Raw genomic sequence first — 22,948 nt, forward strand, 5'->3', positions numbered from 1 at the left:
TGCGGGTGATGCTTCGACGCGATGTTCTCCTCGGCGGCGCCGGCATGGCGCTAGGTGGCGCCCTCGGCGCCCCGGCGCTGGCGCAGCCGGCCGGCGCGCGGGTGCTGAAGTTCATCCCGCAATCGGATCTCGGCATCCTCGATCCGCATATCACCACCGCCTATGTCACCCGCCACCACGGCTTCATGGTCTTCGACACGCTCTACGGCATGGATGCGCAGTTCCGCATCACGCCGCAGATGGCCGAGGGCCATGTGGTGGAGGATGACGGCAGGCGCTGGACCATCACGCTGCGCACCGGCCTCAAATTCCATGATGGCGCACCGGTCCGGGCGCAGGACTGCGTCGCCTCGATCCGCCGCTGGGCGGCACGCCACCCGCTGGGGCAGGAGCTGAACGCCCGGCTGGAGGAGATGGCCGCCGCCGACGACCGCCGCATCGTCTTCCGCCTCAAGCGCCCCTATCCGCTGCTGGCCGATGCGCTGGGCAGCTTGGTGACGCCCTGCTGCTTCATCATGCCGGAACGCCTGGCGCAGACCGACGGGTCGAAGCAGGTGACCGAGATGGTCGGCAGCGGGCCCTTCCGCTTCAAGGCGGATGAGCGCGTCCAGGGCAGCCGCTTCGTCTACGAACGCTTCGCCGATTACGTCGCGCGAGAGCAGGGCGAGTCGAGCTGGACCGCCGGGCCGAAGCGGGTGAATCTCGACCGGGTCGAGTGGATCGTCACGCCGGATGCCTCGACCGCCGCCGCCGCGTTGCAGAACGGCGAGATGGACTGGTGGGAGGTGCCGACCTCCGACCTGCTGCCGCTGCTGAAGCGCAACCGCAACGTCGTGATCGACATGCCGAACCCGACCGGCCTAGTCGGCTGGGGCCGCTTCAACCACCTGCACGCGCCCTTCGACAACCCGGGCGTCCGCCGCGCCCTGATGGGGGCGGTGAGCCAGGAGGACTACATGACGGCGGTGACCGGCACCGACCGCAGCCTCTGGCGCGACCATGTCGGCTTCTTCCCGCCCGAGACGCCGCTGGCGAGCGAGGCCGGCCTCGATGTGCTGAAGGGTCCGCGCGACTTCGACAAGGTGAAGCGCGACCTCGCCGCCGCCGGCTACAAGGGGGAGAAGGTGGTGTTGCTGGCGGCGACCGACTTCCCGACCCTGAATGCGCTTGGCCAGGTCGGCAACGACATGCTGCGCAAGGCGGGGATGAACGTGGAGTTCGTCGCCACAGACTGGGGCAGCGTGGTGGCGCGGCGGTCGAGCCGGGAGCCACCGGAGAAGGGCGGCTGGAGCATCTTCTTCACCTTCTGGACCGGGCTCGACGTCATCAATCCCGGCGTCAACCAGCCGCTGCGTGGCAATGGCAAGGACGGCTGGTGGGGCTGGTCGACCTCGCCGGGGATGGAGGCGCTGCGGCAACGCTGGTTCGACGCGCCCGACCTGGCGACCCAGAAGGTGGTGGCACGGGAGATGCAGGCCCTGGCCTTCGAGGAGGTGCCGACCCTGCCGCTCGGCCAGTATTTCCAGGCCACGGCCTATCGGCGCAGCCTCGGCGACGTGCCCAAGGGCATGCCGCTGTTCTGGAGCCTGAAGAAGACCGCCTGACATCACGCGACAAGACCGGGGAAGTTGGCGATGCATCGACGCAGTTTGTTGGCCGGCGCCGCAGCGGGCGCCGTGCTCCCGCGCTTTGCCATTGGGCAGCCGGCGGGCACGGGTGTGCTCAAATTCGTGCCGCAGGCGAACCTGACCAGCCTCGACCCGATCTGGACCACCGCGAACGTCACCCGCAACCATGCCTGGTTGGTTTATGACGTGCTGTACGGCATGGACGCGCAGTTCCGGCCGCAGCCACAGATGGCCGAGGGCCACACCGTTGAGGATGACGGCCGGATCTACACCTTCACCCTGCGCCCCGGCCTGCGCTTCCATGACGGCGAGCCGGTGCGGGCAGCGGATTGCGTCGCCAGCCTGAAGCGCTGGATGAAGCGCAACTCCAACGGCCAGAAGCTGGAGCCGCTGGTCGCCGAGCTCACTGCGCTCGACGACCGCCGGCTGCGCTTCCGGCTGACCCGCGCCTTCCCGCGGCTGATCCCCTCGCTGGCCAGCCCCTCCAACCCGGCCGCCTTCATCATGCCGGAGCGCATCGCGCAGACCGACCCCTTCCAGCAGATCCGCGAGACGGTCGGCAGCGGTCCCTTCCGCTTCCGCCCCGCCGAGTACAATTCCGGCAGCTTCGTCGCCTATGAGCGCAACGCTGCCTACCAGCCGGTCGCCTCCGGCACGCCGAGCCTGACCGCCGGGCCGAAGGTCGCGCATTTCGACCGCATCGAGTGGCACATCATCACCGATGCGGCGACCGCGAGCAGCGCGCTGCAGACCGGCGAGATCGACTGGTACGAGCAGCCGCCGCCCGAGATCCAGACCATGTTCCGCCGCAACCGGCAGATCGCGGTCGAGCCGATCGACAGCCTGCAGAACCCGGCCATCCTGCGCTTCAACCACCTGCACCCGCCCTTCAACGACAAGCGGATGCGCCAGGCGCTGCTGCCGGCAGTCTCCCAGGCCGACTACATGACGGCGATCGTCGGGCCCGACCCGGCGCTGTTTTCCGCCAACCTCGGCACCTTCACCCCCGGCACGCCGCTGGCGACCGATGCGGGGATGGAGGCGCTGACCGGCCCGCGCAGCATCGAGCGTTCCAAGGCCCTGCTGAAGGAGGCCGGCTATACCGACCAGCTCATCCGCCTGATCGGCCCGACCGACATCCTGGCGCCGGCGGCGATGACCCAGGTGGCGGGCGACATGTTCCGCAGGCTCGGGGTGAACCTCGACTTCGTCCTGACCGACTGGGGCAGCGTGGTGCAGCGCCGCGCCAGCCGCGAGCCGTTGGAGAAAGGCGGCTGGAGCGTCTTCCTGACCGCCTTCGCCTCCTTCGAATTCGCCGATCCTTCGGGCAATTTCCCGCTGCGCGGCCATGGCAACGGCGCCTGGTTCGGCTGGCCGACCATCCCGCGGCTGGAGGAGCTGCGCGACGCCTGGTTCGACGCGCCGGACCTCGAGGCGCAGCAGCGCCTGGCGCGGGAGATCCAGCTCACCATGCTGGACGAGGTGCCCTATATCCCGGTCGGGTCCTACACCTCGATGACCTCCTTCCGGCGCAACCTGACGGGACGCGTGCCGGGCTTCGCGCTGTTCTGGAACATGCGGCGCACATGATGGCGAAGCAGGAGGAGGCGCGGGCTGTCGCGCGGCGCGGGCTGCTGGCGGCGGGAGGCGCGCTGCTGGCGGCGCCCGCCTATTCCCAGGCGCAGTCGCGGGTGCTGCGGTTCGTGCCGCAGGCCGACCTTGGCGGGCTGGACCCGATCGCGATCTCCTCCAACGTCATCCGCAACCATGGCTACATGGTCTGGGACACGCTCTATGGCGTGGACCACCAATTCCGCACCCATCCGCAGATGGCGGCCGGCCATATGTTCGAGGATGACGGCCGGACCTGCACCATCACCCTGCGGGACGGGCTGCGATTCCACGATGGCGAACGGGTGCGGGCGGAGGACTGCGTCGTCTCGCTGCGCCGCTGGATGCGGCGCAGCCCGATGGGGCAGGTGCTGGCGGCGCGGACCGAGGAGCTGGTGGCGCTGGACGACACGCGGTTCCGCTTCCGGCTGACGTCGCGCTTCCCGCTGCTGATCGACGCGCTCGCGGTGCCGTCCAACCCGCAGCCCTTCATCATGCCGGCGCGGCTGGCCGCGACCGACGCCTTCCAGCAGATCCGCGAACCCATCGGCAGCGGGCCCTTCCGCTTCGTGATGAACGAATTCCGCCAGGGTGCCCGCGCCGTCTGGGAACGCAACCCGGACTACGTCCCGACCTCGGGCGGCGGCAGCGGCCTGACCGCCGGACCGAAGGTGGTGCATTTCGACCGGATCGAGTGGACCATCATCCCCGATGCCGGCACCGCCGCCGCGGCCCTGACCGCCGGCGAGGTCGATTGGCTGGAGCAGATGCCGGCCGAGATCCAGATGCTCCTTGGCCGCAACCGCGGCCTGCTGCTGGAGCCGATCGACCCGATGCCGCTGCCGGGGCAGTTCCGCTTCAACCACCGCCAGCCGCCCTTCGACAACCCGGCGATCCGCCGCGCCTTCCTGCCGGCGATCGCGCAGGAGGATTTCATGACCGCGATCGTCGGGCCGGACCCGGCGAAATACGTCAAGGACATGGGCTTCTTCACCCCCGGCAGCCCCTTCGCCAGCGACGAGGGACTTGAGCCCCTGAAAGGCCCACGCAGCGTCGAGCAGGCGAAGCAGGCGCTGAAGGCGGCCGGCTACAGGGGCGAGCTGGTGCGGCTGATCGGCACCACCGACATCGTCTCCACCACCGCCCAGGCGCAGGTCGCCGCCGACCTGCTGCGGCGGCTGGAGATCAACGCCGAGGTGGTGCTGACCGATTGGGGCACGGTGGCTCAGCGGCGGATGAACCGGGGGCCGCTCGAGCAGGGCGGCTGGTCGATCGCCTGCTTCGCCACGTCGGGGATGGATTTCGTCAATCCGGTGACGCATCTGCAGCTGCGCTCGGACGGCGCCAATGCGGCGCCCGGATGGCCCGATTTGCCGGAGATCGAGGCGCTGCGCGCCGCCTGGCTGGAGGCGCCGGACCTCGCCGCGCAGCAGGCGATCGCCCGGCGGATCCAGGCGGCGGCGATGCAGGGCCTGCCCTATATCCCGACGGGTGCCTACTACTCGATCACCGCGCATCGCCGGACGCTGGTGGACCGGGTGAAGGGGTTCGCGATCTTCTGGGGTGTCCGGAGGGTCTGACAGCATCTCCCTCCCCAGCCTTGCTTCCTGTAAACCACCACGGAGTCCAAGATGCATCGCCGCACGCTGCTCCAGGCCGGCCTTGTTGCCGCCCTGCCGGCCCCGGCCTTCGCCCAAGGGGCGGCCGCGCGCACCCTGCGCGTCATCCCGCAGGCCAACCTGACCAGCCTGGACCCGGTCTGGACCACGGCGGTGGTGACGCGCAACCACGCCTTCCTGGTCTACGACCAGCTCTGCGCCCAGGACGCCAAGGGCGAGATCCGGCCGCAGATGGCCGAGGGCTGGGTGACGGAGCAGGACGGCCTGGCCTGGACCTTCACCCTGCGCGACGGCCTCCGCTTCCACGACGGGGAGCGCGTGCTGGCCAAGGACTGCGTCGCCAGCATCAAGCGCTGGTCGCGGCGCGACCCCTTCGCCCAGGTGCTCTGGCCCGCGGTGGCCGAGGTCGAGGCACTGGACGACCGGCGCGTCCGCTTCCGCCTGCACCGGCCGGTGCCGCTGCTGCTGATGGCGCTGGGCCAGACGCAATTCCCCTGCTTCGTCATGCCGGAACGCATCGCCAACACCGACGCCTTCCAGCAGATCCGCGAGGCGGTGGGCAGCGGTCCCTTCCGCTTCGTCGCCAATGAATGGAATCCCGGCCAACGCGCCGTCTGGGCGAAATTCGACGGCTATGTTCCCCGCCAGGAACCGGTGGATGGCCTGGCCGGCGGCCGCACGCCGCGGCTCGACCGGGTGGAGTGGACGATCATCTCCGATCCCGCCACCGCAGCCAACGCGATGACGACCGGGGAGCAGGACTACTGGGAATATCCGCTGCACGACCTGCTGCCGCTGCTGCGGCGGAACCGGGAGGTGGTGGTGGAGCAGCGCCTGCTGGACGGCACCTACGGCATCTGCCGCTTCAACCACCTGCAGCCGCCCTTCAACAACCCCGGCATCCGCCGCGCCGTCGCCATGGCGGTGGACCAGCGCGACTACATGCGGGCCGTCGCCGGCAACGAGAAGGACGGCTGGGAGGCCTGCGAGGGCGTCTTCACCTGCGGCACCCCGCTGGCCAACGAAGCCGGCAGCGAGGTGCTGAAGGTCCGCAACATCGACCGCGCCCGCGCAGCGCTGAAGGAAGCCGGCTATGCCGGGGAGAAGGTGGTTCTCGTCGCTCCCGGCGACTATCCGCAGATCAACGCGCTCTCGCTGGTCACCGCCGACCTTTTGACCCGGCTCGGCATGAACCTGGAGCTGGTCTCGACCGACTGGGGCACGCTGGTGCAGCGGCGGGTAAGCAAGGAGCCGGTGGAGAAGGGGGGCTGGAGCATCATCCACACCACCTCCTCCGGCCAGTCGCTGGCGCTGCCGGTCTACCACCTGTTCCTGCGGGCGAACGGGGCGAATGCCTGGTTCGGCTGGCCGAGCGACCCGGAGATCGAACGCCTGCGCGGCGACTGGCTGGCGGCGCCCGATCTCGCGGCGCAGAAGCCGGTGGCGGAGGCGCTGAACCGCCGCGCGATGGAAGTGCTGCCCTATATCCCGCTCGGCTTCTACTGGCAGCCCTCCGCCTGGCGCCGCAACGTGACCGGCGCCTTCCGCGCCCCGGCCACGGTGTTCTGGAACATGGCCAAGGCTTGATGCGAGTGGCGCGGCGGCGCTAGGAAACCGGCGCGCGGCGGCCGAGGCCTGCGGCGCTGCCGGAGAACAGAAGCATGCGCCGTCGCACCCTGCTGCAAGCCACGCCAGCCTTGCTGGCGGCGCCGCGGATCGCCGCAGCGCAGACCAACGCGCGCACCCTGCGCTTCGTGCCGCAGGGCAACCTGGCGAATATCGACCCGATCTGGACCACCACCGTCATCGCGCGGAACCACGCGCTGATGATCTACGACACGCTCTTCGGCCTCGGCCGCGACTTCGAGCCACGGCCGCAGATGGCCGCGGCGCACGAGGTGGCCGAGGACGGGCTGACCCACCGCATCGCGCTGCGCCCCGACCTGCGCTTCCACGACGGCGAGAAGGTGACCGCGCGGGACTGCATCGCCTCCATCGCCCGCTGGTCGAAGCGGGACGTGCTGGGCCAACGGCTGAACGCGCTGCTGCAGGAGATGCGCGCCACCGCCGACGACCGCTTCGAGATCGTCCTGAAGCAGCCCTGGCCCGGCCTGGTCTGGGCCTTGGGCAAGCCCTCCGCCAATCTCTGCGCCATCATGCCGGAGCGGGTGGCAAAGACCGACCCGTTCCAGCAGATCACCGACTACACCGGCTCCGGCCCCTTCCGCTTCGCCGCCAAGGAATGGGTGCCGGGCAGCATCGCGGTGTATGAACGCCACGGCGCCTATGTGCCGCGCGACGAGCCGGCGGATTTCCTGGCCGGCGGCAAGCCGGTGCATTTCGACCGGGTCGAGTGGCGCATCATGCCCGACCCGGCGACCGCCGCTGCGGCGCTGCAGAACAACGAGATCGACTGGTGGGAGACGCCGCTGGCGGACCTGCTGCCGGTGCTGCGCAAGCACAAGGACATCACGGTCGAGGTGGTGAACACTGCCGGCGCGCTGGGCGTGCTGCGGTTCAACCATCTGCACCCACCCTTCGACAATGCGGCCGTCCGCCGCGCGGTCTTCCCGGCGATCGACCAAAAGAGCTTCATGCAGGCGGCCTTGGGCGAGGACCCGGCGCTGTGGCAGGTGCCGGCCGGTGCCTTCACCCCAGGCACGCCGCTGGCGAATGCGGCTGGCATGGAGGCACTGACCGGCCCGCGCGACCTGGACGCCGCCAAGCGGGCGGTACGCGCCGCCGGCTATGACGGCCGCAAGATCGTCATGCTGGTGCCGACCGACTTCCCGACCCTGAACGGGCTGTCGGAGGTTGCCGCCGACACGCTGCGCAAGATCGGCTTCAATGTCGATGCGCAGGCGATGGACTGGGGCACGCTGGTGCAGCGCCGGGCCAAGAAGGATGCGCCGGACCAGGGCGGCTGGAACATCTTCTGCACCACCTGGGAAGGGCTCGACGTGTCGGTTCCCGGCAGTCACCAGCCGCTGCGCGGCAACGGCGCCGAGGGTTGGTTCGGCTGGTCCAGCAGCCCGAAGCGGGAGGCGTTGCGCGAGGCCTGGTTCGCCGCCCCCGACCAGGCGGCGGAGAAGGCCATCGCGCGGGACCTGCAATCCTTGCTCTGGGAGGAAGCGCCCTTTGTCCCGCTCGGCCTGCTGCGGCCGCCGATGGCCTATCGCCGCAGCCTGACCGGTGTCCTCACCGGCGGGCCGGCGCTGTTCTGGAATGTCCGCCGAGGTTGATGCGGCGCCGGCATTGGCACGGGGCGTGCAAGCCGGGTCGGATGAGATCGGGCCAGCCATCGCCCGGGCCGTCGCGGCGACCCAAGGGCGCTGGCGTGTTGCCCAAGGTTGAGGCAGGCTGGCTCGAAACCGGGCGCAGCAGGGGCGCCCGAGCTAAGGCTGGGAGACAAAGACTATGGATCGCAGGAACTTCCTGAAGGCCGGCGCGGCGGCCGGCAGCGCGGCGATGTTCGGCGGCATGCCGGCGCCGGCGCTGTCCCAGGGCGCTGCCGCCCGCACCCTGCGCTTCGTGCCGCAGGCGAACCTGGCGAATTTCGACCCGATCTGGGGCACGCAATACGTCGTCCGCAATGCCGCCGTCCTGGTCTGGGACACGCTCTATGGCTTCGACGACCAGCTTCGCCCGCAGCGGCAGATGGCGGAAAGCGAGTCGGTCTCGGCCGATGGCCTGACCTGGGAGTTCCGCCTGCGCCCCGGCCTCAAATTCCACGATGGCAGCCCGGTGCTGGCCAAGGACGTGGTCGCCAGCCTGACCCGTTGGTCGGCGCGCGACTCGATGGGTCTGATGCTCAAGGCGCTGCAGCAGGACCTGATCGCGGTCGATGACCGCACCGTCCGCTGGGTGCTGAAGAAGCCCTATCCGAAGATGCTGATGGCGCTTGGCAAGAACTCCACGCCGATGGCCTTCATCATGCCGGAGCGGATCGCCAAGACGGATCCCTTCACGCAGATCAACGAGTATGTCGGCTCCGGCCCGATGCGCTTCAAGAAGGAAGAGTGGGTACCCGGCGCCCGCGCGGTGTTCGAGAAATTCGAAGGCTACGTGCCGCGCGACGAACCCGGCAGCTGGCTGGCCGGCGGCAAGCGCATGGGCGTCGACCGGATCGAATGGATGGTGATGCCGGACCCCGCCACGGCTTCCGCCGCGCTGCAGAACGGCGAGGTCGACTGGTGGGAGAACCCGATCACCGACCTGATCCCGCAGCTCAAGCGCAACCGCAACATCCGCGCCGACATCGCCGATCCGCTCGGCAATATCGGCACCTTCCGGATGAACCATCTCACCACGCCCTTCAACAACCTGAAGGCGCGACAGGCGGTGATGGCGGCGCTGAGCCAGGAAGACTACATGCGCGCCCTGGTCGGCGACGACGACGCCATGTGGAAGAAGCTGCCGGGCTACTTCACCCCGGGCACGCCGCTCTACACCGAGAATGGCGGCGAGATCCTCAAGGGTCCGAACATGGATCTGGCCAAGCGGCTGCTGGCCGAGAGCGGCTACAGCGGCACGCCGGTCACCTGTGTCGTCGCCCAGGACCAGCCGATCACGAAGGCGCAGGGCGACGTCACCGCCGACTTGCTCAAGCGGATCGGCTTCAACGTGGATTACGTGGCGACCGACTGGGGCACCACGGGCCAGCGCCGCGCCATGAAGAACCCGGTCGGGCAGGGCGGCTGGTCGATGTTCCACTCCTGGCATGCCGGCGCGGACTGCATCAACCCGGCGGTCTACATCGCCATCCGCGGCAATGCCGACAAGGCCTGGTTCGGCTGGCCGGATGTCCCGGCGGTGGAGACCGAGGTCAACAACTGGTTCGAGGCGCCGGACCTGGCCGCCGAGAAGGCGGCGATCGCCCGGCTCAACAAGGCCGCGGTCGACAACGCGCTCTATGTTCCGACCGGCTTCTTCCTCGGCTACCAGGCCTGGCGGGCGAATGTCTCGGGCGTGGTGAAGGGGCCGCTGCCCTTCTTCTGGGGCGTCTCGAAGTCCTGAACTCGCGGAAATAGGAAGCGCATGTTCGCCTATGTGATCCGCCGCGTCCTCGCCACCATCCCGGTGATGGCGTTGGTCGCGCTGTTCGTCTTCTCCCTGCTCTACATCGCGCCGGGCGACCCGGCGGCGGTGATCGCCGGTGACCAGGCGACGCCGCAGGATGTCGAACGCATCCGGGCCTCGCTCGGCCTGGACCGTCCCTTCCTCATCCGCTTCGGCGAATGGGTCTGGAACATCCTGAACGGCGACATGGGAGTCTCGATCTTCACCAACCTGCCGGTCACCACCATGATCCAGCAGCGGATCGAGCCCACCTTGTCGCTGATGATCCTGACCCTGATCCTGGCCGTCACCATCGCCGTGCCGATGGGTGTCGTGGCGGCCTGGAAGCAGGGCACGCTGATCGACCGCGCGGTGATGGGCTTCGCGGTGCTCGGCTTCTCCGTCCCGGTCTTCGTGGTCGGCTACCTGCTGGCCTATGTCTTCGCGCTGGAGCTCGATTGGCTGCCGGTGCAGGGCTACACCGCCTTCAAGACCGGCTTCTTCCCCTGGCTGGAGAACCTGATCCTGCCGGCCGTGGCCCTCGGCGGCGTCTATATCGCGCTGATCGCCCGGATCACCCGGGCCACCATGCTGGAGGTGCTGCAGCAGGACTACATCCGCACCGCGCGGGCCAAGGGCGCCGGGCAGATGAACATCCTGTTCCTGCATGCGTTGAAGAATGCCGCCGTGCCGATCGTCACCGTCATCGGCATCGGCATCGCGCTGCTGATCGGCGGCGCGGTGGTGACGGAAAGCGTCTTCGCCATTCCCGGCCTCGGCCGGCTGACGGTGGATGCGATCCTCCGGCGTGACTATCCGGTGATCCAGGGCGTCGTGCTGTTGTTCAGCTTCGTCTACGTGCTGGTGAACCTGGTGATCGACCTCGCCTATACCCTGTTTGACCCGAGGATCCGGTACTGATGGCCTCCGCGACCGTCCTGTCCCCGATCGAGGCCGCGGCGCCGCATGGCTATGCCGCCGCCGCCCCGCTGCCGGACGTGCTGCCGCCGGTGAAGCCGCGCAAGGGCTTCATCGGCTTCCTCCGCCGCAACCCGACCATGGCGGTGGGCGGCTTCCTCCTGCTGCTGATGCTGTTCGTCGCGGTCTTCGCGCCGCTGCTCTGGACGGTCGACCCGACCGCGCTGGCGCCGGCCAGGCGGACGCGGGAGCCCTCGGCGCTCTATTGGTTCGGCACCGACATGCTGGGCCGCGACGTCTATTCGCGCGTGCTCTACGGCGCCCGGGTGTCGCTGCTGGTCGGCTTCTCGGTCGCCATCCTCGCTTCGGTCATCGGCATGACCATCGGCATGATCTCCGGCTATATCCGCCTGGCCGACAGCATCATCATGCGGGTGATGGACGGGCTGATGTCCATCCCGCCGATCCTGCTGGCGATCGCGCTGATGGCGCTGACGCGCGGGTCCGTGCAGAACGTCATCATCGCCATCACCATCGCCGAGATCCCGCGCGTCTCCCGCCTGGTGCGCGGCGTGGTGCTCTCGCTGCGGGAACAGCCCTATGTCGATGCGGCGGTGGCCGCCGGCACCCGCACGCCGATGATCATCTGGCGCCACATCCTGCCCAACACGCTGGCGCCGATCACCGTGCAGGCCACCTATATCTGCGCCGCGGCGATGATCACCGAGGCCATCCTGTCCTTCATCGGCGCGGGTACGCCGCCGATCATCCCTTCCTGGGGGAACATCATGGCGGAGGGCAGGGCGCTCTGGCAGGTGAAGCCCTACATCGTCTTCTTTCCGGCGATCTTCCTGTCCATCACCGTGCTGGCCGTGAACCTGCTCGGCGATGGCCTGCGCGACGCGCTCGACCCCCGCATGGCCAAGAGGCTCTGATCCGATGGCACTCCTCGAGGTCGACAACCTGCAGACCCATTTCCGCACGCCGGACGGGATCAACCGCGCCGTGGACGGTGTCACCTTCCACGTCGAGGCCGGCGAGACGCTGGCGATCGTCGGCGAGAGCGGCTGCGGCAAGTCCGTCACCGCCATGTCCATCCTGCGGCTGATCCCGGAGCCGCCGGGCAAGATCGCCGGCAGCATCCGCTTCGAGGGTCGCGACCTGCTGCAATGCTCGGACCGCGAGATGCGCGACATCCGCGGCAACGAGATCAGCATGATCTTCCAGGAGCCGATGACCTCGCTGAATCCGGTCCTGACCGTGGGGCGGCAGATCGGCGAGACGCTGCGGCTGCACCAGGGGCTCTCGGCCAGCCAGGCCGAGGCCAAGGCGGTCGAGATGCTGACCCTGGTCGGCATCCCGGAGCCGGCGCGGCGGGTGCGCGAATACCCGCACCAGCTCTCGGGTGGCATGCGGCAGCGGGTGATGATCGCCATCGCGCTCGCCTGCAACCCGAAGCTGCTGATCGCCGATGAGCCGACCACGGCGCTCGACGTCACCATCCAGGCGCAGATCCTGGAACTGATGCGCGACCTCAAGCACCGCGTGGGCGCCGCCATCGTGCTGATCACCCACGACCTCGGCGTGGTGGCCGAGGTCGCCGAGCGCGTCATCGTCATGTATGCCGGCCGCAAGGTCGAGGAGGCGGCGGTCGGGCTGCTCTTCAACGACCCGAAGCACCCCTATACCCAGGGGCTGCTCGGCTCGATGCCGAAGCTCGGCTCCTCCCTGCATGGGCAGGAGACGCGGCTGGCCGAGATTCCCGGCCTGGTCCCCAGCCTGAAGCAGAAGATTCCCGGCTGCGTCTTCGCCAGCCGTTGTCCCAAGGCGACCGACTTCTGCACCCAGGTGGCGCCGGCGCTGGAGGAGAAGGCGCCCGGCCATGTGGCCGCCTGCCATTACGCCAGCAAGGAAGGGGCGATCGCGGCATGAGCGCGCGGCTTCTCGACGTCACTGATCTGAAGAAGTATTTTCCGCTGAAGGGCGGCTTCCTCGGCGGTACCACGGGCTACGTCTATGCCGTGGATGGGATTTCCTTCCATATCGCCAAGGGCGAGACCCTTTCGCTGGTCGGCGAATCGGGTTGCGGCAAGTCGACCGTCGGCAAGGCCGTCCTGCGGCTCTTCGACATCACGGCCGGTCAGGTTGTGCTGGACGGCAAGCGGATCGACGACCTCTCGGCCAGCGCGCTGCGGCCGATGCGCCGCCGCGTCCAGGTGGTGTTCCAGGACCCCTTCTCCTCGCTCAACCCGCGCATGCGTGTGCGCGACATCCTGGCCGAGCCGATCCGCAATTTCGGCCTTGCCAAGGATGCCAAGGACCTGGATGAGCGCGTCGCCAAGCTGATGGACACCGTCCGCCTGCCGCGCGACGCGGTGAACCGCTGGCCGCACGAGTTCAGCGGCGGCCAGCGCCAGCGGATCGGCATCGCCCGGGCGCTGGCGGCCGAGCCCGACCTGATCGTCTGCGACGAGGCCGTCTCGGCGCTCGACGTCTCGGTCAAGGCGCAGATCGTCAACCTGCTGCAGGACCTGCAGGCCGAACTTGGCCTGGCGATGCTGTTCATCAGCCACGACCTCGCCATCGTCGAGCACATGACGCATCGCGTGGCCGTCATGTATCTGGGCAAGATCGTCGAGGTGGCGCCGAAGCGGGGCCTGTTTGCCGCGCCGAAGCACCCCTACACCGAAGCCCTGCTTTCGGCCGTGCCGGTGCCCATGCCGGGGGCGGCACGGACGCGGATCATCCTGAGGGGCGATGTGCCGAGTCCCATCAACCCGCCCAAGGGTTGCCGCTTCCACACCCGCTGCCCCTATGCCTTCGACCGCTGCCGTGCCGAGGAGCCGGCGCTGAAGCCGGTGCCCACGGCACTGGATGCCGGCCATGTCGCCGCCTGCCACCTGCACGACCGGCCGGAGGCGGAGAACCCGCTGGCAATCGCCAAGGGGGCGGCACTGATCGCCGCCTGACATGCCGCGAGAGGTCCTGGTCGAGGCACGGGAGCGCCGCGGCCCCATTGGCCGGGCGATCAAGTCGGTGTTCTGGACCTTCCAGCTCCTGATGCTGCTGGGCGGGCTCGGGACCTGCGCCGCGGTTGGGCCATTCGTCACCGGCCCCGACCCCGAGGTGGCGGCGGGCGCCGGCATGTTCGGCGTCCTGGCCCTCGGCGCCATCTGGACGCTATGGCCGCTGGGCACGCTTGTGCTCGGGCTGCTGCTGCTCGCCACCCGTGGCAGGAAGCGGTTCATCCCCCTGCCGCCTGCCGGTAAGGCCTGACCGGGCGCCATTCGACCAATGGATCGTGCGGCGACGCTTGACGGAAGCCAAGGGCGAGGCGACCTTTGCGGCCGATATGCGGCCCACTGGCCGCTTCCACCGGGGGAGACGCGGGATGCCGCAAGTCACACTGACCGTGAACGGGACCACCCACACGGCTGAGGTCGAAGGCCGCACGCTGCTGGTGGAGTTGCTCCGCGAGACGCTGCGCCTGACCGGAACGCATGTCGGCTGCGATACCAGCCAGTGCGGCGCCTGCGTGGTGCATGTCGACGGCGAGAGCGTGAAGGCCTGCACCCTCCTGGCGCTGCAGGCCAACGGCACGCAGGTCACGACGATCGAGGGCCTGGCCAAGGCGGACGGCACGCTGCATCCGATGCAGGAAGCCTTCCGCGAATACCACGCCCTGCAATGCGGCTTCTGCACGCCGGGCATGGTGATGTCGGCCATCGACCTGGTGCAAAAGCACCCCGATGGCATGTCGGAGAAGGAGATCCGCGAGGGTCTCGAGGGCAACCTCTGCCGTTGCACCGGCTACCATAACATCGTCAAGGCGATCGCCGCCGCGCAGGACGTCATGCACGGCCGCCGCGCCGAGTTGGCACCCGCCGCGGAATAGTCCCGACCGGGCGTGCCGCGGCGCGCCCGGTCCGACGTGCTGAATGAAGGCCGGGAATGTCTGGGGCCGTGCGGACGGGCCGCCCCGGCAAGGCATCCGGGCTGCCTGGGAGGCGATGCAATGAACGCGGTGACACCTTTCGAGGGCATCGGTGCGAGCGTGAAGCGCAAGGAGGATTTGCGCTTCCTATCTGGCCGCGGCCAGTACACGGACGACATCAACCGCCCGAACCAGACCTACGCCTATATCCTCCGCAGCCCGCATGCGCATGCGAAGATCAACGGCATCGACTTCGCGGCGGCGAAGGCCATGCCGGGTGTGGTCGCCATCTTCACCGGCGCGGACATGCCCGACCTCGGCGGCATCCCCTGCGGCTGGCAGATCCACAACAAGGACGGCTCGCCGATGGCGGAGCCGATGCATCCGGTGCTTGCGGTCGGCAAGGTGCGGTTCGTCGGCGACGCGGTCGCCCTGGTGGTGGCCGAAACGAAGACCCAGGCCAAGGATGCGGGTGAGGCGATCAACGTCGACTACGACGTGCTGCCGGCGGTCGCGGGCCTCGACGCGGCGATCGCCCCGGGCGCCCCGGCCGTCCATGACGAGGTCGCCGGCAATGTCTGCTACGACTGGCATATCGGCGACCCGGCGGTGAATGCCGCGGCCTTCGCCACCGCGCCGAAGGTTGTCGAATTCGAACTGGTGAACAACCGTCTCGTGCCGAACGCCATGGAGCCGCGTGCGGCGATCGGCGACTTCGACCGCACCACGGACGAGTACACGCTGTTCACCACCAGCCAGAACCCGCATGTCATCCGGCTGCTGATGGGCGCCTTCGTGCTGCACCTGCCGGAACACAAGCTGCGCGTGGTGGCGCCCGATGTCGGCGGCGGCTTCGGCAGCAAGATCTTCCACTACGCCGAGGAGGCGATCGTCACCTGGGCCGCCGGCAAGGTCTGCCGCCCGGTGAAATGGACCGCCGACCGGACCGAGTCCTTCCTGACCGACGCACATGGCCGCGACCACATCAGCAAGGCCAGGCTCGCGCTCGACGAGAACGGCAGGTTCCTGGCGCTGCACGTGCAGACGCTGGCGAATATGGGCGCCTACCTGTCCACATTCGCCACGAGTGTCCCGACCTACCTCTACGCCACGCTGCTGGCGGGCGTGTATACCACGCCGACCGTGTACGCCGAGGTGAAGGCCGTCTTCACCAACACCGTCCCCGTCGATGCCTATCGCGGCGCCGGCCGGCCGGAAGCCACCTTCCTGGTCGAGCGCCTGGTCGATGTCGCGGCGCGAGAGCTGGGGATCGACAAGGTCGAGATTCGCCGCCGCAACTTCATCCCGGCGGACGCCTTCCCCTACCAGACGCCGATCGCCCTGCAATACGACAGCGGCGACTACCAGACGACGTTGGACCAGGCGCTGATCGGCGCCGGCTATGCCGAATTCGAGACGCGCCGCGCCGAGGCCAAGGCCCGCGGCAAGCTGCGCGGCATCGGCATCTCGACCTATGTCGAGGCCTGCGGCATCGCGCCCTCGGCCGTGGTCGGCTCGCTCGGCGCCCGCGCCGGGCTCTACGAGGTAGGCACCATCCGGGTGCACCCGACCGGCAGCGTCACCGTGCTGACCGGCACCCACAGCCATGGCCAGGGGCATGAGACGACGCTGGCGCAGCTGGTCACCGACCGGCTCGGCGTGCCGCTGGCCCAGGTCGACATCGTTCATGGCGACACCGCCAAGATCCCCTTCGGCATGGGTACCTACGGGTCCCGGTCGCTGGCGGTCGGCGGCAGCGCCATGGTCAAGGCGATGGACAAGATCGTCCTCAAGGCCCGCAAGATCGCGGCCCACCTGATGGAGGCCTCGGTCGAGGACGTCGAGTTCGACCGCGGCACCTTCCGCGTCGCCGGCACCGACAAGACCAAGTCCTGGGGCGAGATCGCGCTCACGGCCTATGTCCCGCACAACTACCCGATCGAGGAGCTGGAGCCGGGCCTCGACGAGACCGCCTTCTACGACCCGAAGAACTTCACCTACCCGGGCGGCTGCCATATCTGCGAGGTCGAGATCGAACCCGAGACCGGCCAGGTCTCGGTGGTGAATTTCACCGCGGTGGACGATGTCGGCCGCGTCATCAACCCGATGATCGTCGAGGGCCAGGTCCAGGGCGGCGTCGCCCAGGGCATCGGCCAGGCGTTGCTGGAGACGGCGGTCTACGACGACAGCGGCCAGCTGCTCTCGGCCAGCTTCATGGACTATCAGATGCCGCGGGCGGATGACCTTCCACCGGTCTCGGTCGCCACCCATGTGACGCTCTGCACCCATAACCCGCTTGGGGTGAAGGGCTGCGGCGAGGTGGGGGCCATCGGCTCGCCGCCCGCGGTGATCAACGCCGTGGTCGATGCGCTGAAGGATTATGGCGTGCGGCATATCGAGATGCCGGCGACGCCCGCCAAGGTCTGGAACATCATCAACGCCGGCCATAAGCTGGCGGCAGAATAGCGGAAGTGCCTGCCGGCCGGTCGCTGGAGGGCGTCAGCCCGGAAGCGAGAATCGGCCGGCGAACGACCAAAGGGAGTTCAGACGATGTACGATTTTGCCTATCACAAGCCGGCCTCGGTCGCGGACGCCGTCAAGATCCTCACCGCCGACCCGGATGCGCGGCCGATCTCCGGCGGCCAGACCCTGCTGCCGGCGCTGAAGCACCGGCTGAACAAGCCGACCTCGGTGGTCGACCTGTCCGGCATCGCCGAGCTGAAGGGCATCAAGCGGGACGGTGACAAGCTCATCATCGGCGCGCTGGCCAAGCATGTCGAAGTGGCGAACAGCCCCGAGGTGAAGGCTGCCATCCCGGCGCTGGCCGCCATGGCCGGCACCATCGGCGACACGCAGGTGCGCAATCGCGGCACCATCGGCGGCAGCGTCGCAAACAACGACCCGGCGGCGGACTACCCCTCCGCCGTGCTCGGGCTGGGCGCCACCGTTGTCACCGACAAGCGCCGGATCGCGGCGGATGACTTTTTCCAAGGCATGTTCACCACGGCGCTGGAGCCGGGCGAGCTGCTGGTGGCGATCGAGTTCCCTATCCCGGAGAAGGCCGGCTACGCCAAGATGCGCAACCCGGCCAGCCGCTACGTCATGGCCGGCGTCTTCGCCGCCAAGACGAAGTCGGGCGTGCGCGTCGTGGTCAACGGTGCCGGCCCGGGCGTGTTCCGCCAGGCCGAGATGGAGACGGCGCTGTCCGCCAACTGGTCGGAAGGCGCGGTCGCCGCGGTGAAGCAGTCCGCCGATGGGCTGAACGGCGACATCCATGGCAGTGCCGAGTACCGCGCCCATCTGGTCACCGTGATGGCCAAGCGCGCCGTCGCCGCGGCGGGCTGATACCGGCCTCCGTTCGACCCGTTGTGGATTGATCCGCGGCGGGTCGGCGCTGGCCGCCCCGCGCCCGGCCGGGCCCAGGCGAACCGCAGCCTGCATCCGCTCCGTACATTCCAGGCCGCAGCGCGACAACGTCCATGCTTGCCCGTGACCCGCCGTAGCGGCCGCGGGCCGCAGCACCGCCCCGCCAGAGGCATCGCATCCGCTCGCCCAGCCGCCGCTGCCGCGCAGGAAGGCCAGCGCCGGTGCCGGGTTCCGGTCACGGTCCGAAACCCTGCACCAGACCGCCCGCCACCAGCCGCCAGCCGTCCACCAGCACGAAGAAGATCAGCTTGAAGGGCAGCGCGACCACGTTCGGCGGCAGCATCATCATGCCGAGCGACATGAGCAGGCTGGCCACCACCATATCGAGCACCAGGAACGGCAGGAAGAGCAGGAAGCCGATCTCGAAGGCGCGCTTCAACTCGCTGACCAGGAAGGCCGGCAGCAGGGCGCGCCAGGGGATCTGCTCGGATGCGGCGCCCTCCGGCACCGACGGCAGCTTTGCCAGGTCGAGGAAAAGCGACAGGTCGGCATCGGCCACCTGGGCCGCCATGAAGCGGCGGAAAGGCTCGGCTGCGGCGGTCAGCCCCTCCAGCTCACCGATCCGCCCTTCCATCAACGGCTGCAGGCCGGCCGCCCAGCTCTGTTCGAACACCGGCTGCATGACGAACAGGGTGAGGAACAGCGCGAGCCCGACCAGCGCCGGGTTGGGCGGCACGCCCTGCGCGCCGATCGCGCTGCGCAGCAGCGACAGCACGATGACGATGCGGGTAAAGGCGGTCGCCATCACGAGCAGGGACGGGGCGAGCGACAATACGCCGACCAGTGCCGTGAGCTGGACCAGGCGTGAGGTGGCACCCGGCTGGCCGGCAGCGCCGAGGTCGATGCTGACGCTCTGCGCCGCCGCCGGCGGCACGCCCACGACCAGGATCAGGGCGGCGAGAAGACAGCGCCTCATGGCGCGGGCTGCTCCGGCAGCCAGCCCACCAAGGCATCCTGCCCCCCACCGGTCAGCAGCAGTAATTCGCGCCCGTCGCACCGGACCAGGACGAGGCGGCGGCGCGCATCCAGCGCCATGACCTCGGCGATGGCGAGGCGACGGCCGGCGCGTCCGCCGGGGTGCGACCGGCACAGGACCCGGGTGGCGAGCCAAACCGGCACCAGCACCGCGGCGAGCGCGCCGGCGGCCTTCAGCGCGCTGTCGAGATCGAGGATCAAGCGGCGGCCTCCTGCCAGCGCGCTGCAGCGGTCAGGGTGGTGACAGGGCGGCGCCGAGCCCGTCCACCTCCCCCAGTAGGGCGACCAGGGCCGGCAGCATCGGCCGGGCGGTCTCCGGCGGCAGCATGGCGATTTCGGCGCAGAGCGCGGCTGTGCCGGCATCGAGGCCGGTAAGATCGACCTGTCGGCCGGATTCGACCAGGGCGCGGGCGACAGCAAGCATCCCATGCATCGCTTCGATGGCAGCGCGGGATGGGGCGGGATCTGAGAGGGCCATGCGCCCAGTCTGGTCCGGCAGGGGTTAAGAAAGCCTCGCCATACCTGCTGGCAAGGCTTTACCGAATCTTCGCTTTCGCGGGCCAGGATGCGGCATGGACCCATCGCAAAGCGCCCCCTTGAGCCTCGCCGAGCGACGCCTTGCCTGGCTCGATGCGCGGCAGCGCGTGCTGGCGCAGAACATCGCGCATGCCGATACGCCAGGCTACCGGCCGCGCGACCTGCCGGATTTTGCCAAGCTGGTGCTGCGGCAGGGTGGGCCTTCGGTCAGCCTCCTGCGGACCGATACGCATCACCTGGCTACGGCACGCGACCCGCGGGCGCGGGTGGACCGGCAGGCGATGGAGGTCACGCCGAACGGCAATGCGGTGTCGCTGGACAAGGAAGCGATGAAGGTCGCCGACACCGACAGCGCACATGCGCTGGCCGTCGGCCTGCATCGCCGCTGGCTCGGGCTGTTCCGCACCGCGCTGGGCAGGACGCAATAGAACCAGGGGGCCGCATGGATCTCGAACGGGCGCTGCGCATCTCTGCCGCCGGCATGGCGGCGCAATCCACCCGGCTGCGGGTGGTGGCGGAGAACTTGGCCAACCGCGACAGCACCGGCGACGCGCCGGGTGCCGAGCCCTTTCGCCGCAAGACCGTGACCTTCGGCGCCCGGATGGACCGCGTGCTGGGGGCCCACACGGTCGAGGTAAGGCGAGTCGGCACCGCCGCCGGCGACTTCCCCGAGGTGCACGACCCCGGCCATCCCGCCGCCGATGCGCGCGGCTACGTCAAGCGCCCGAATGTCGACAGTCTGGTCGAGATGATGGACATGCGCGAGGCGCAGCGGAGCTACAGCGCCAACCTCTCGGTGCTGGAGGTCACGCGCGGCATGCTGACCCGGACAATCGAGGCGCTGCGCTGATGCCGCCGACGATCGCACCGGTCCAGGCAGCGGCGGCCTATCGCGCGACCCAGGCCCAGGGCACCGGGGCGGAGGGCGGCGACTTCGGCGCCACCCTGCAGCGGGCGATGCAGGATGCCGTGGACCTCGGCCGCTCGGCCGACGCCGCCAGCACCCAGGCCCTGCTGGGCCAGGGCAGCGTGACCGACGTGGTGCTGGCGGTGGCACGGGCGGAGATGGCGCTGCAGACCGCCACCACGCTGCGCGACAAGGTGGTCTCCGCCTACCAGGACGTCATGCGCATGCCGATCTGACGCCATGGCCGACGACCCGACCGCCCTGGCATTGCGTGAGGCGTTGTGGCTCGCCCTGCACCTGGCCTGGCCGCCGCTGCTGGCGATGCTGGCCATCGGCCTGGTCATCTCGGTGCTGCAGGCGGTTACCCAGATCCAGGAAGCCACCCTGGCCTTCCTCCCCAAGGTTGTCGTCATGGCGGCGGTGCTGCTGCTGACCGGGCCGGCGATGACGGTGGCGATGCAGGGCTACGCGGCACAACTCTTCACCCGGATCGTGGCCCTCGGCGGTGCGGCCCGGTGATCGAGTCGCTGCCGGCCCTGGCCTTCCACGCCGTCCTGGTGCTCGCGCGGATCGGCGGCGCATTGCTGCTGCTGCCCGGCCTCGGCGCGCCTGAGGTGCCGGCGACCATCCGGCTGGCCCTTGTCCTGGCGCTCACCGCGCTACTGCTGCCGGTGGTGCAGCCCGGCCTGCCGGCCCTGCCGGGGGAGGTGCCGGCGCTGCTGCGGCTGCTGCTGCTGGAGACGATGGCAGGTATCTGGCTCGGCCTGCTGGCGCGGCTGATCGAACTGGCCCTGGCCCAGGCGGGGCAGGTCATGGCGCTGATGGTCGGGCTCGCCAGCCCCTTGCAGACCGACCCGGCGATCGGCGCCCAGGGTACCGCCCTGTCGCGCCTGTTCGGCCTGGCGGCGACGGTGCTGGTACTGGCCACCGGGCTCTACGGCGTGCCGTTGCGGGCGCTGGCCGAAAGCTACGCCGTCATGCCGCCGGGGGTGCCGCTGGCCCTGCCGGCGCAATCCGCCGCGGTGGCGCAGGCGGTGGCGGACAGCCTCTCGCTGGCGTTGCGGCTGGCCGCACCGCTGGTCCTGGCCTCGGTGCTCGGGCAGTTCGCGCTGGGCCTGCTGGCGCGGCTCGCGCCGCAGGTGCCTGTCTTCATGGTCGTCGCACCGGGGCAGATTCTGGCCGGGCTGCTGCTGGTGGCGCTGCTGCTGCCGGCGCTGCTCGGCACCTGGCTGACCGCGGCGCGGGACGGCTTCGCGGGCCTGCCGGGTCTGCCCTGAGCGGTGGCGGAGGACGACAAGGACGCCGCGGACCGCTCAGAAGCCCCGACCGCACGGCGGCTCGACAAGGCGCGGCAACAGGGCCAGGTGCCGCTGTCGCGGGAGGCGGTGGGCTTCGCCACGCTGCTGGCTGCGACGCTGGCTGGCTTCCTGGCCCTGCCGCCGGTCGGCATCGCCTGGCTGCAGGCGCTGCGCAGCCTGCTGGAGGCGCCGGACCTGGGCGGCGAGGCACCGCTCGCCTTGCTGCGGACGGCGGCGCTCGGCGTCCTGCCGGTGCTGGGGGGCGTCGCCGCGGCGGCCATCCTGGCCAGCCTCGCCCAGACCGGGCCGCTGCTGCGCGGCGAGGCGATCCTGCCTGACCTGTCGCGGATCAGCCCGCTCGCCGGCCTGCGCCGGCTGCTCGGACCCGATGGCTGGATCGAGCTGGCGCGGACCCTGCTCAAGCTTGCGGTGGTCGGTGGCGCCTTGTGGCTGGGCCTCGATGTCGCAACGCTGCAGGCCGCGCTGCACCAGCCGACCGGAGCGCTGCCCGGGCTGATCGGGCGGGAGGCACTGCGTCTCCTGCTGGTCGCGCTCGGTGCCTTCGGGGTCCTGGCGGCGCTTGACGTGCTGGTGGTGCGCTGGCGCCATCTGCGGCAGTTGCGCATGAGCCGTGAGGACCTGCGGGAGGAGATACGGGAGTCCGAGGGCGACCCGCAGGTGAAGGCGCGGCTGCGGCGGATCCGCGAGAGCCGTGCCCGGCAGCGGATGCTGGCCGCTGTTCCGAATGCCGCCGTTGTGATAACGAATCCGACTCATTTCGCCGTCGCTCTCGCCTATCAACCCGGTGAGGCCGCGGCACCGCGACTCGTTGCCAAAGGGGCGGATGACATGGCGGCGCGGATCCGCGTGGCGGCGATGGAACACGGAGTGCCGATCATCGCCAACCCGCCTTTGGCCCGGGCGCTGTTCCGGCTGGAGGTCGATACCGAGATTCCGCCGGAGCACTGGCAGGCGGTGGCCGAGATCATCTCCTATGTCTGGCGGCTGCAAGGGCGCGCGGCGGGTGGCTAGCCAGG

The 22,948-nt window shown here is 69.6% G+C and carries 23 protein-coding genes; 20 read left to right on the top strand and 3 right to left on the bottom strand.

Going from position 1 to position 22,948, the window contains the following annotated elements:
* The first annotated feature begins 8 nt into the window (after nucleotides 1–8).
* From ACFQS7_RS06640 to ACFQS7_RS06705, 14 genes are all read left to right on the top strand, one after another.
* Nucleotides 9–1,604 carry an ABC transporter substrate-binding protein gene (locus ACFQS7_RS06640; protein ID WP_380066256.1) on the top strand — a complete coding sequence of 532 codons (1,596 nt, stop codon included), beginning with the start codon at nucleotides 9–11 and terminating at the stop codon, nucleotides 1,602–1,604.
* Nucleotides 1,605–1,634: 30 nt separating this feature from the next.
* Nucleotides 1,635–3,218: an ABC transporter substrate-binding protein gene (locus tag ACFQS7_RS06645; protein ID WP_380066257.1), complete on the top strand. Its 1,584-nt coding sequence runs from the start codon at nucleotides 1,635–1,637 to the stop codon at nucleotides 3,216–3,218.
* Nucleotides 3,218–4,819, top strand: coding sequence for an ABC transporter substrate-binding protein (locus ACFQS7_RS06650; RefSeq protein ID WP_380067220.1), 1,602 nt, complete (start codon nucleotides 3,218–3,220; stop codon nucleotides 4,817–4,819). The genes ACFQS7_RS06645 and ACFQS7_RS06650 overlap by 1 nt, the downstream gene beginning before the upstream one ends.
* Nucleotides 4,820–4,870: 51 nt before the next feature.
* Nucleotides 4,871–6,445 carry an ABC transporter substrate-binding protein gene (locus ACFQS7_RS06655; protein ID WP_380066258.1) on the top strand — a complete coding sequence of 525 codons (1,575 nt, stop codon included), beginning with the start codon at nucleotides 4,871–4,873 and terminating at the stop codon, nucleotides 6,443–6,445.
* 74 nt (nucleotides 6,446–6,519) lie between these two features.
* The gene (locus ACFQS7_RS06660) at nucleotides 6,520–8,100 is read left to right on the top strand and encodes an ABC transporter substrate-binding protein (RefSeq protein ID WP_380066259.1); all 1,581 of its coding nucleotides are present in this window, start codon (nucleotides 6,520–6,522) and stop codon (nucleotides 8,098–8,100) included.
* Nucleotides 8,101–8,275: 175 nt separating this feature from the next.
* Complete coding sequence (locus ACFQS7_RS06665; RefSeq protein ID WP_380066260.1) at nucleotides 8,276–9,874, top strand: ABC transporter substrate-binding protein; 1,599 nt, start codon at nucleotides 8,276–8,278, stop codon at nucleotides 9,872–9,874.
* Between the two features lie 21 nt (nucleotides 9,875–9,895).
* Nucleotides 9,896–10,837, top strand: a complete 942-nt coding sequence (locus tag ACFQS7_RS06670) for an ABC transporter permease (RefSeq protein WP_380066261.1) — start codon at nucleotides 9,896–9,898, stop codon at nucleotides 10,835–10,837.
* Entirely contained in the window at nucleotides 10,837–11,769 is a 933-nt protein-coding gene (locus ACFQS7_RS06675; RefSeq protein WP_380066262.1) for an ABC transporter permease, read from the top strand. The genes ACFQS7_RS06670 and ACFQS7_RS06675 overlap by 1 nt, the downstream gene beginning before the upstream one ends.
* Nucleotides 11,770–11,773: 4 nt before the next feature.
* A complete protein-coding gene (locus ACFQS7_RS06680) occupies nucleotides 11,774–12,766 on the top strand; it encodes an ABC transporter ATP-binding protein (RefSeq protein ID WP_380066263.1) in 993 nt (330 codons plus the stop codon).
* Nucleotides 12,763–13,803 (top strand): ABC transporter ATP-binding protein, encoded by a 1,041-nt coding sequence (locus tag ACFQS7_RS06685; RefSeq protein WP_380066264.1) that lies wholly within the window; start codon nucleotides 12,763–12,765, stop codon nucleotides 13,801–13,803. Before ACFQS7_RS06680 ends, ACFQS7_RS06685 begins: the two co-directional genes overlap by 4 nt.
* A 1-nt stretch (nucleotide 13,804) precedes the next feature.
* Nucleotides 13,805–14,110 (top strand): hypothetical protein, encoded by a 306-nt coding sequence (locus tag ACFQS7_RS06690; protein ID WP_380066265.1) that lies wholly within the window; start codon nucleotides 13,805–13,807, stop codon nucleotides 14,108–14,110.
* A 115-nt stretch (nucleotides 14,111–14,225) separates the two neighbouring features.
* On the top strand, nucleotides 14,226–14,729 hold the full coding sequence (locus ACFQS7_RS06695) for a (2Fe-2S)-binding protein (RefSeq protein WP_380066266.1): 504 nt from the start codon (nucleotides 14,226–14,228) through the stop codon (nucleotides 14,727–14,729).
* A 120-nt stretch (nucleotides 14,730–14,849) separates the two neighbouring features.
* Nucleotides 14,850–17,234 (top strand): xanthine dehydrogenase family protein molybdopterin-binding subunit, encoded by a 2,385-nt coding sequence (locus tag ACFQS7_RS06700; protein ID WP_380066267.1) that lies wholly within the window; start codon nucleotides 14,850–14,852, stop codon nucleotides 17,232–17,234.
* An 84-nt stretch (nucleotides 17,235–17,318) separates the two neighbouring features.
* The gene (locus ACFQS7_RS06705) at nucleotides 17,319–18,113 is read left to right on the top strand and encodes an FAD binding domain-containing protein (RefSeq protein ID WP_380066268.1); all 795 of its coding nucleotides are present in this window, start codon (nucleotides 17,319–17,321) and stop codon (nucleotides 18,111–18,113) included.
* A 256-nt stretch (nucleotides 18,114–18,369) separates the two neighbouring features.
* Here the strand turns inward: ACFQS7_RS06705 and fliP are convergent, their stop codons facing one another.
* Genes fliP through ACFQS7_RS06720 form a run of 3 tightly spaced genes read right to left on the bottom strand, consistent with a single transcriptional unit; the run spans nucleotide 18,370 to nucleotide 19,647 of the window.
* Nucleotides 18,370–19,110, bottom strand: coding sequence for a flagellar type III secretion system pore protein FliP (gene fliP, locus ACFQS7_RS06710; RefSeq protein WP_380066269.1), 741 nt, complete (start codon nucleotides 19,108–19,110; stop codon nucleotides 18,370–18,372).
* The gene (locus tag ACFQS7_RS06715; RefSeq protein WP_380066270.1) at nucleotides 19,107–19,370 is read right to left on the bottom strand and encodes a flagellar biosynthetic protein FliO; all 264 of its coding nucleotides are present in this window, start codon (nucleotides 19,368–19,370) and stop codon (nucleotides 19,107–19,109) included. Before ACFQS7_RS06715 ends, fliP begins: the two co-directional genes overlap by 4 nt.
* A 31-nt stretch (nucleotides 19,371–19,401) precedes the next feature.
* Nucleotides 19,402–19,647 carry a hypothetical protein gene (locus tag ACFQS7_RS06720; protein WP_380066271.1) on the bottom strand — a complete coding sequence of 82 codons (246 nt, stop codon included), beginning with the start codon at nucleotides 19,645–19,647 and terminating at the stop codon, nucleotides 19,402–19,404.
* 94 nt (nucleotides 19,648–19,741) lie between these two features.
* On the opposite strand from ACFQS7_RS06720, the gene ACFQS7_RS06725 reads away from it, so the two are divergent.
* From ACFQS7_RS06725 to ACFQS7_RS06750, 6 genes are read left to right on the top strand one after another with little or no spacing between them, the layout of a single operon-like run.
* Nucleotides 19,742–20,134 (top strand): flagellar basal body rod protein FlgB, encoded by a 393-nt coding sequence (locus ACFQS7_RS06725; protein WP_380066272.1) that lies wholly within the window; start codon nucleotides 19,742–19,744, stop codon nucleotides 20,132–20,134.
* Nucleotides 20,135–20,148: 14 nt separating this feature from the next.
* Nucleotides 20,149–20,556 carry a flagellar basal body rod protein FlgC gene (gene flgC / locus ACFQS7_RS06730; RefSeq protein WP_380066273.1) on the top strand — a complete coding sequence of 136 codons (408 nt, stop codon included), beginning with the start codon at nucleotides 20,149–20,151 and terminating at the stop codon, nucleotides 20,554–20,556.
* On the top strand, nucleotides 20,556–20,849 hold the full coding sequence (locus ACFQS7_RS06735; protein WP_380066274.1) for a flagellar hook-basal body complex protein FliE: 294 nt from the start codon (nucleotides 20,556–20,558) through the stop codon (nucleotides 20,847–20,849). The genes flgC and ACFQS7_RS06735 overlap by 1 nt, the downstream gene beginning before the upstream one ends.
* A 4-nt stretch (nucleotides 20,850–20,853) precedes the next feature.
* Nucleotides 20,854–21,132 (top strand): flagellar biosynthetic protein FliQ, encoded by a 279-nt coding sequence (locus tag ACFQS7_RS06740; protein ID WP_380066275.1) that lies wholly within the window; start codon nucleotides 20,854–20,856, stop codon nucleotides 21,130–21,132.
* A complete protein-coding gene (locus ACFQS7_RS06745) occupies nucleotides 21,129–21,890 on the top strand; it encodes a flagellar biosynthetic protein FliR (RefSeq protein WP_380066276.1) in 762 nt (253 codons plus the stop codon). Before ACFQS7_RS06740 ends, ACFQS7_RS06745 begins: the two co-directional genes overlap by 4 nt.
* 3 nt (nucleotides 21,891–21,893) lie before the next feature.
* Complete coding sequence (locus ACFQS7_RS06750; RefSeq protein ID WP_380066277.1) at nucleotides 21,894–22,943, top strand: flagellar biosynthesis protein FlhB; 1,050 nt, start codon at nucleotides 21,894–21,896, stop codon at nucleotides 22,941–22,943.
* Nucleotides 22,944–22,948: the final 5 nt, after the last annotated feature.

The sequence above is a fragment of the Dankookia sp. GCM10030260 genome, from assembly GCF_042666655.1.
In the GTDB taxonomy this organism is placed as follows: Bacteria; Pseudomonadota; Alphaproteobacteria; order Acetobacterales; family Acetobacteraceae; genus Paracraurococcus.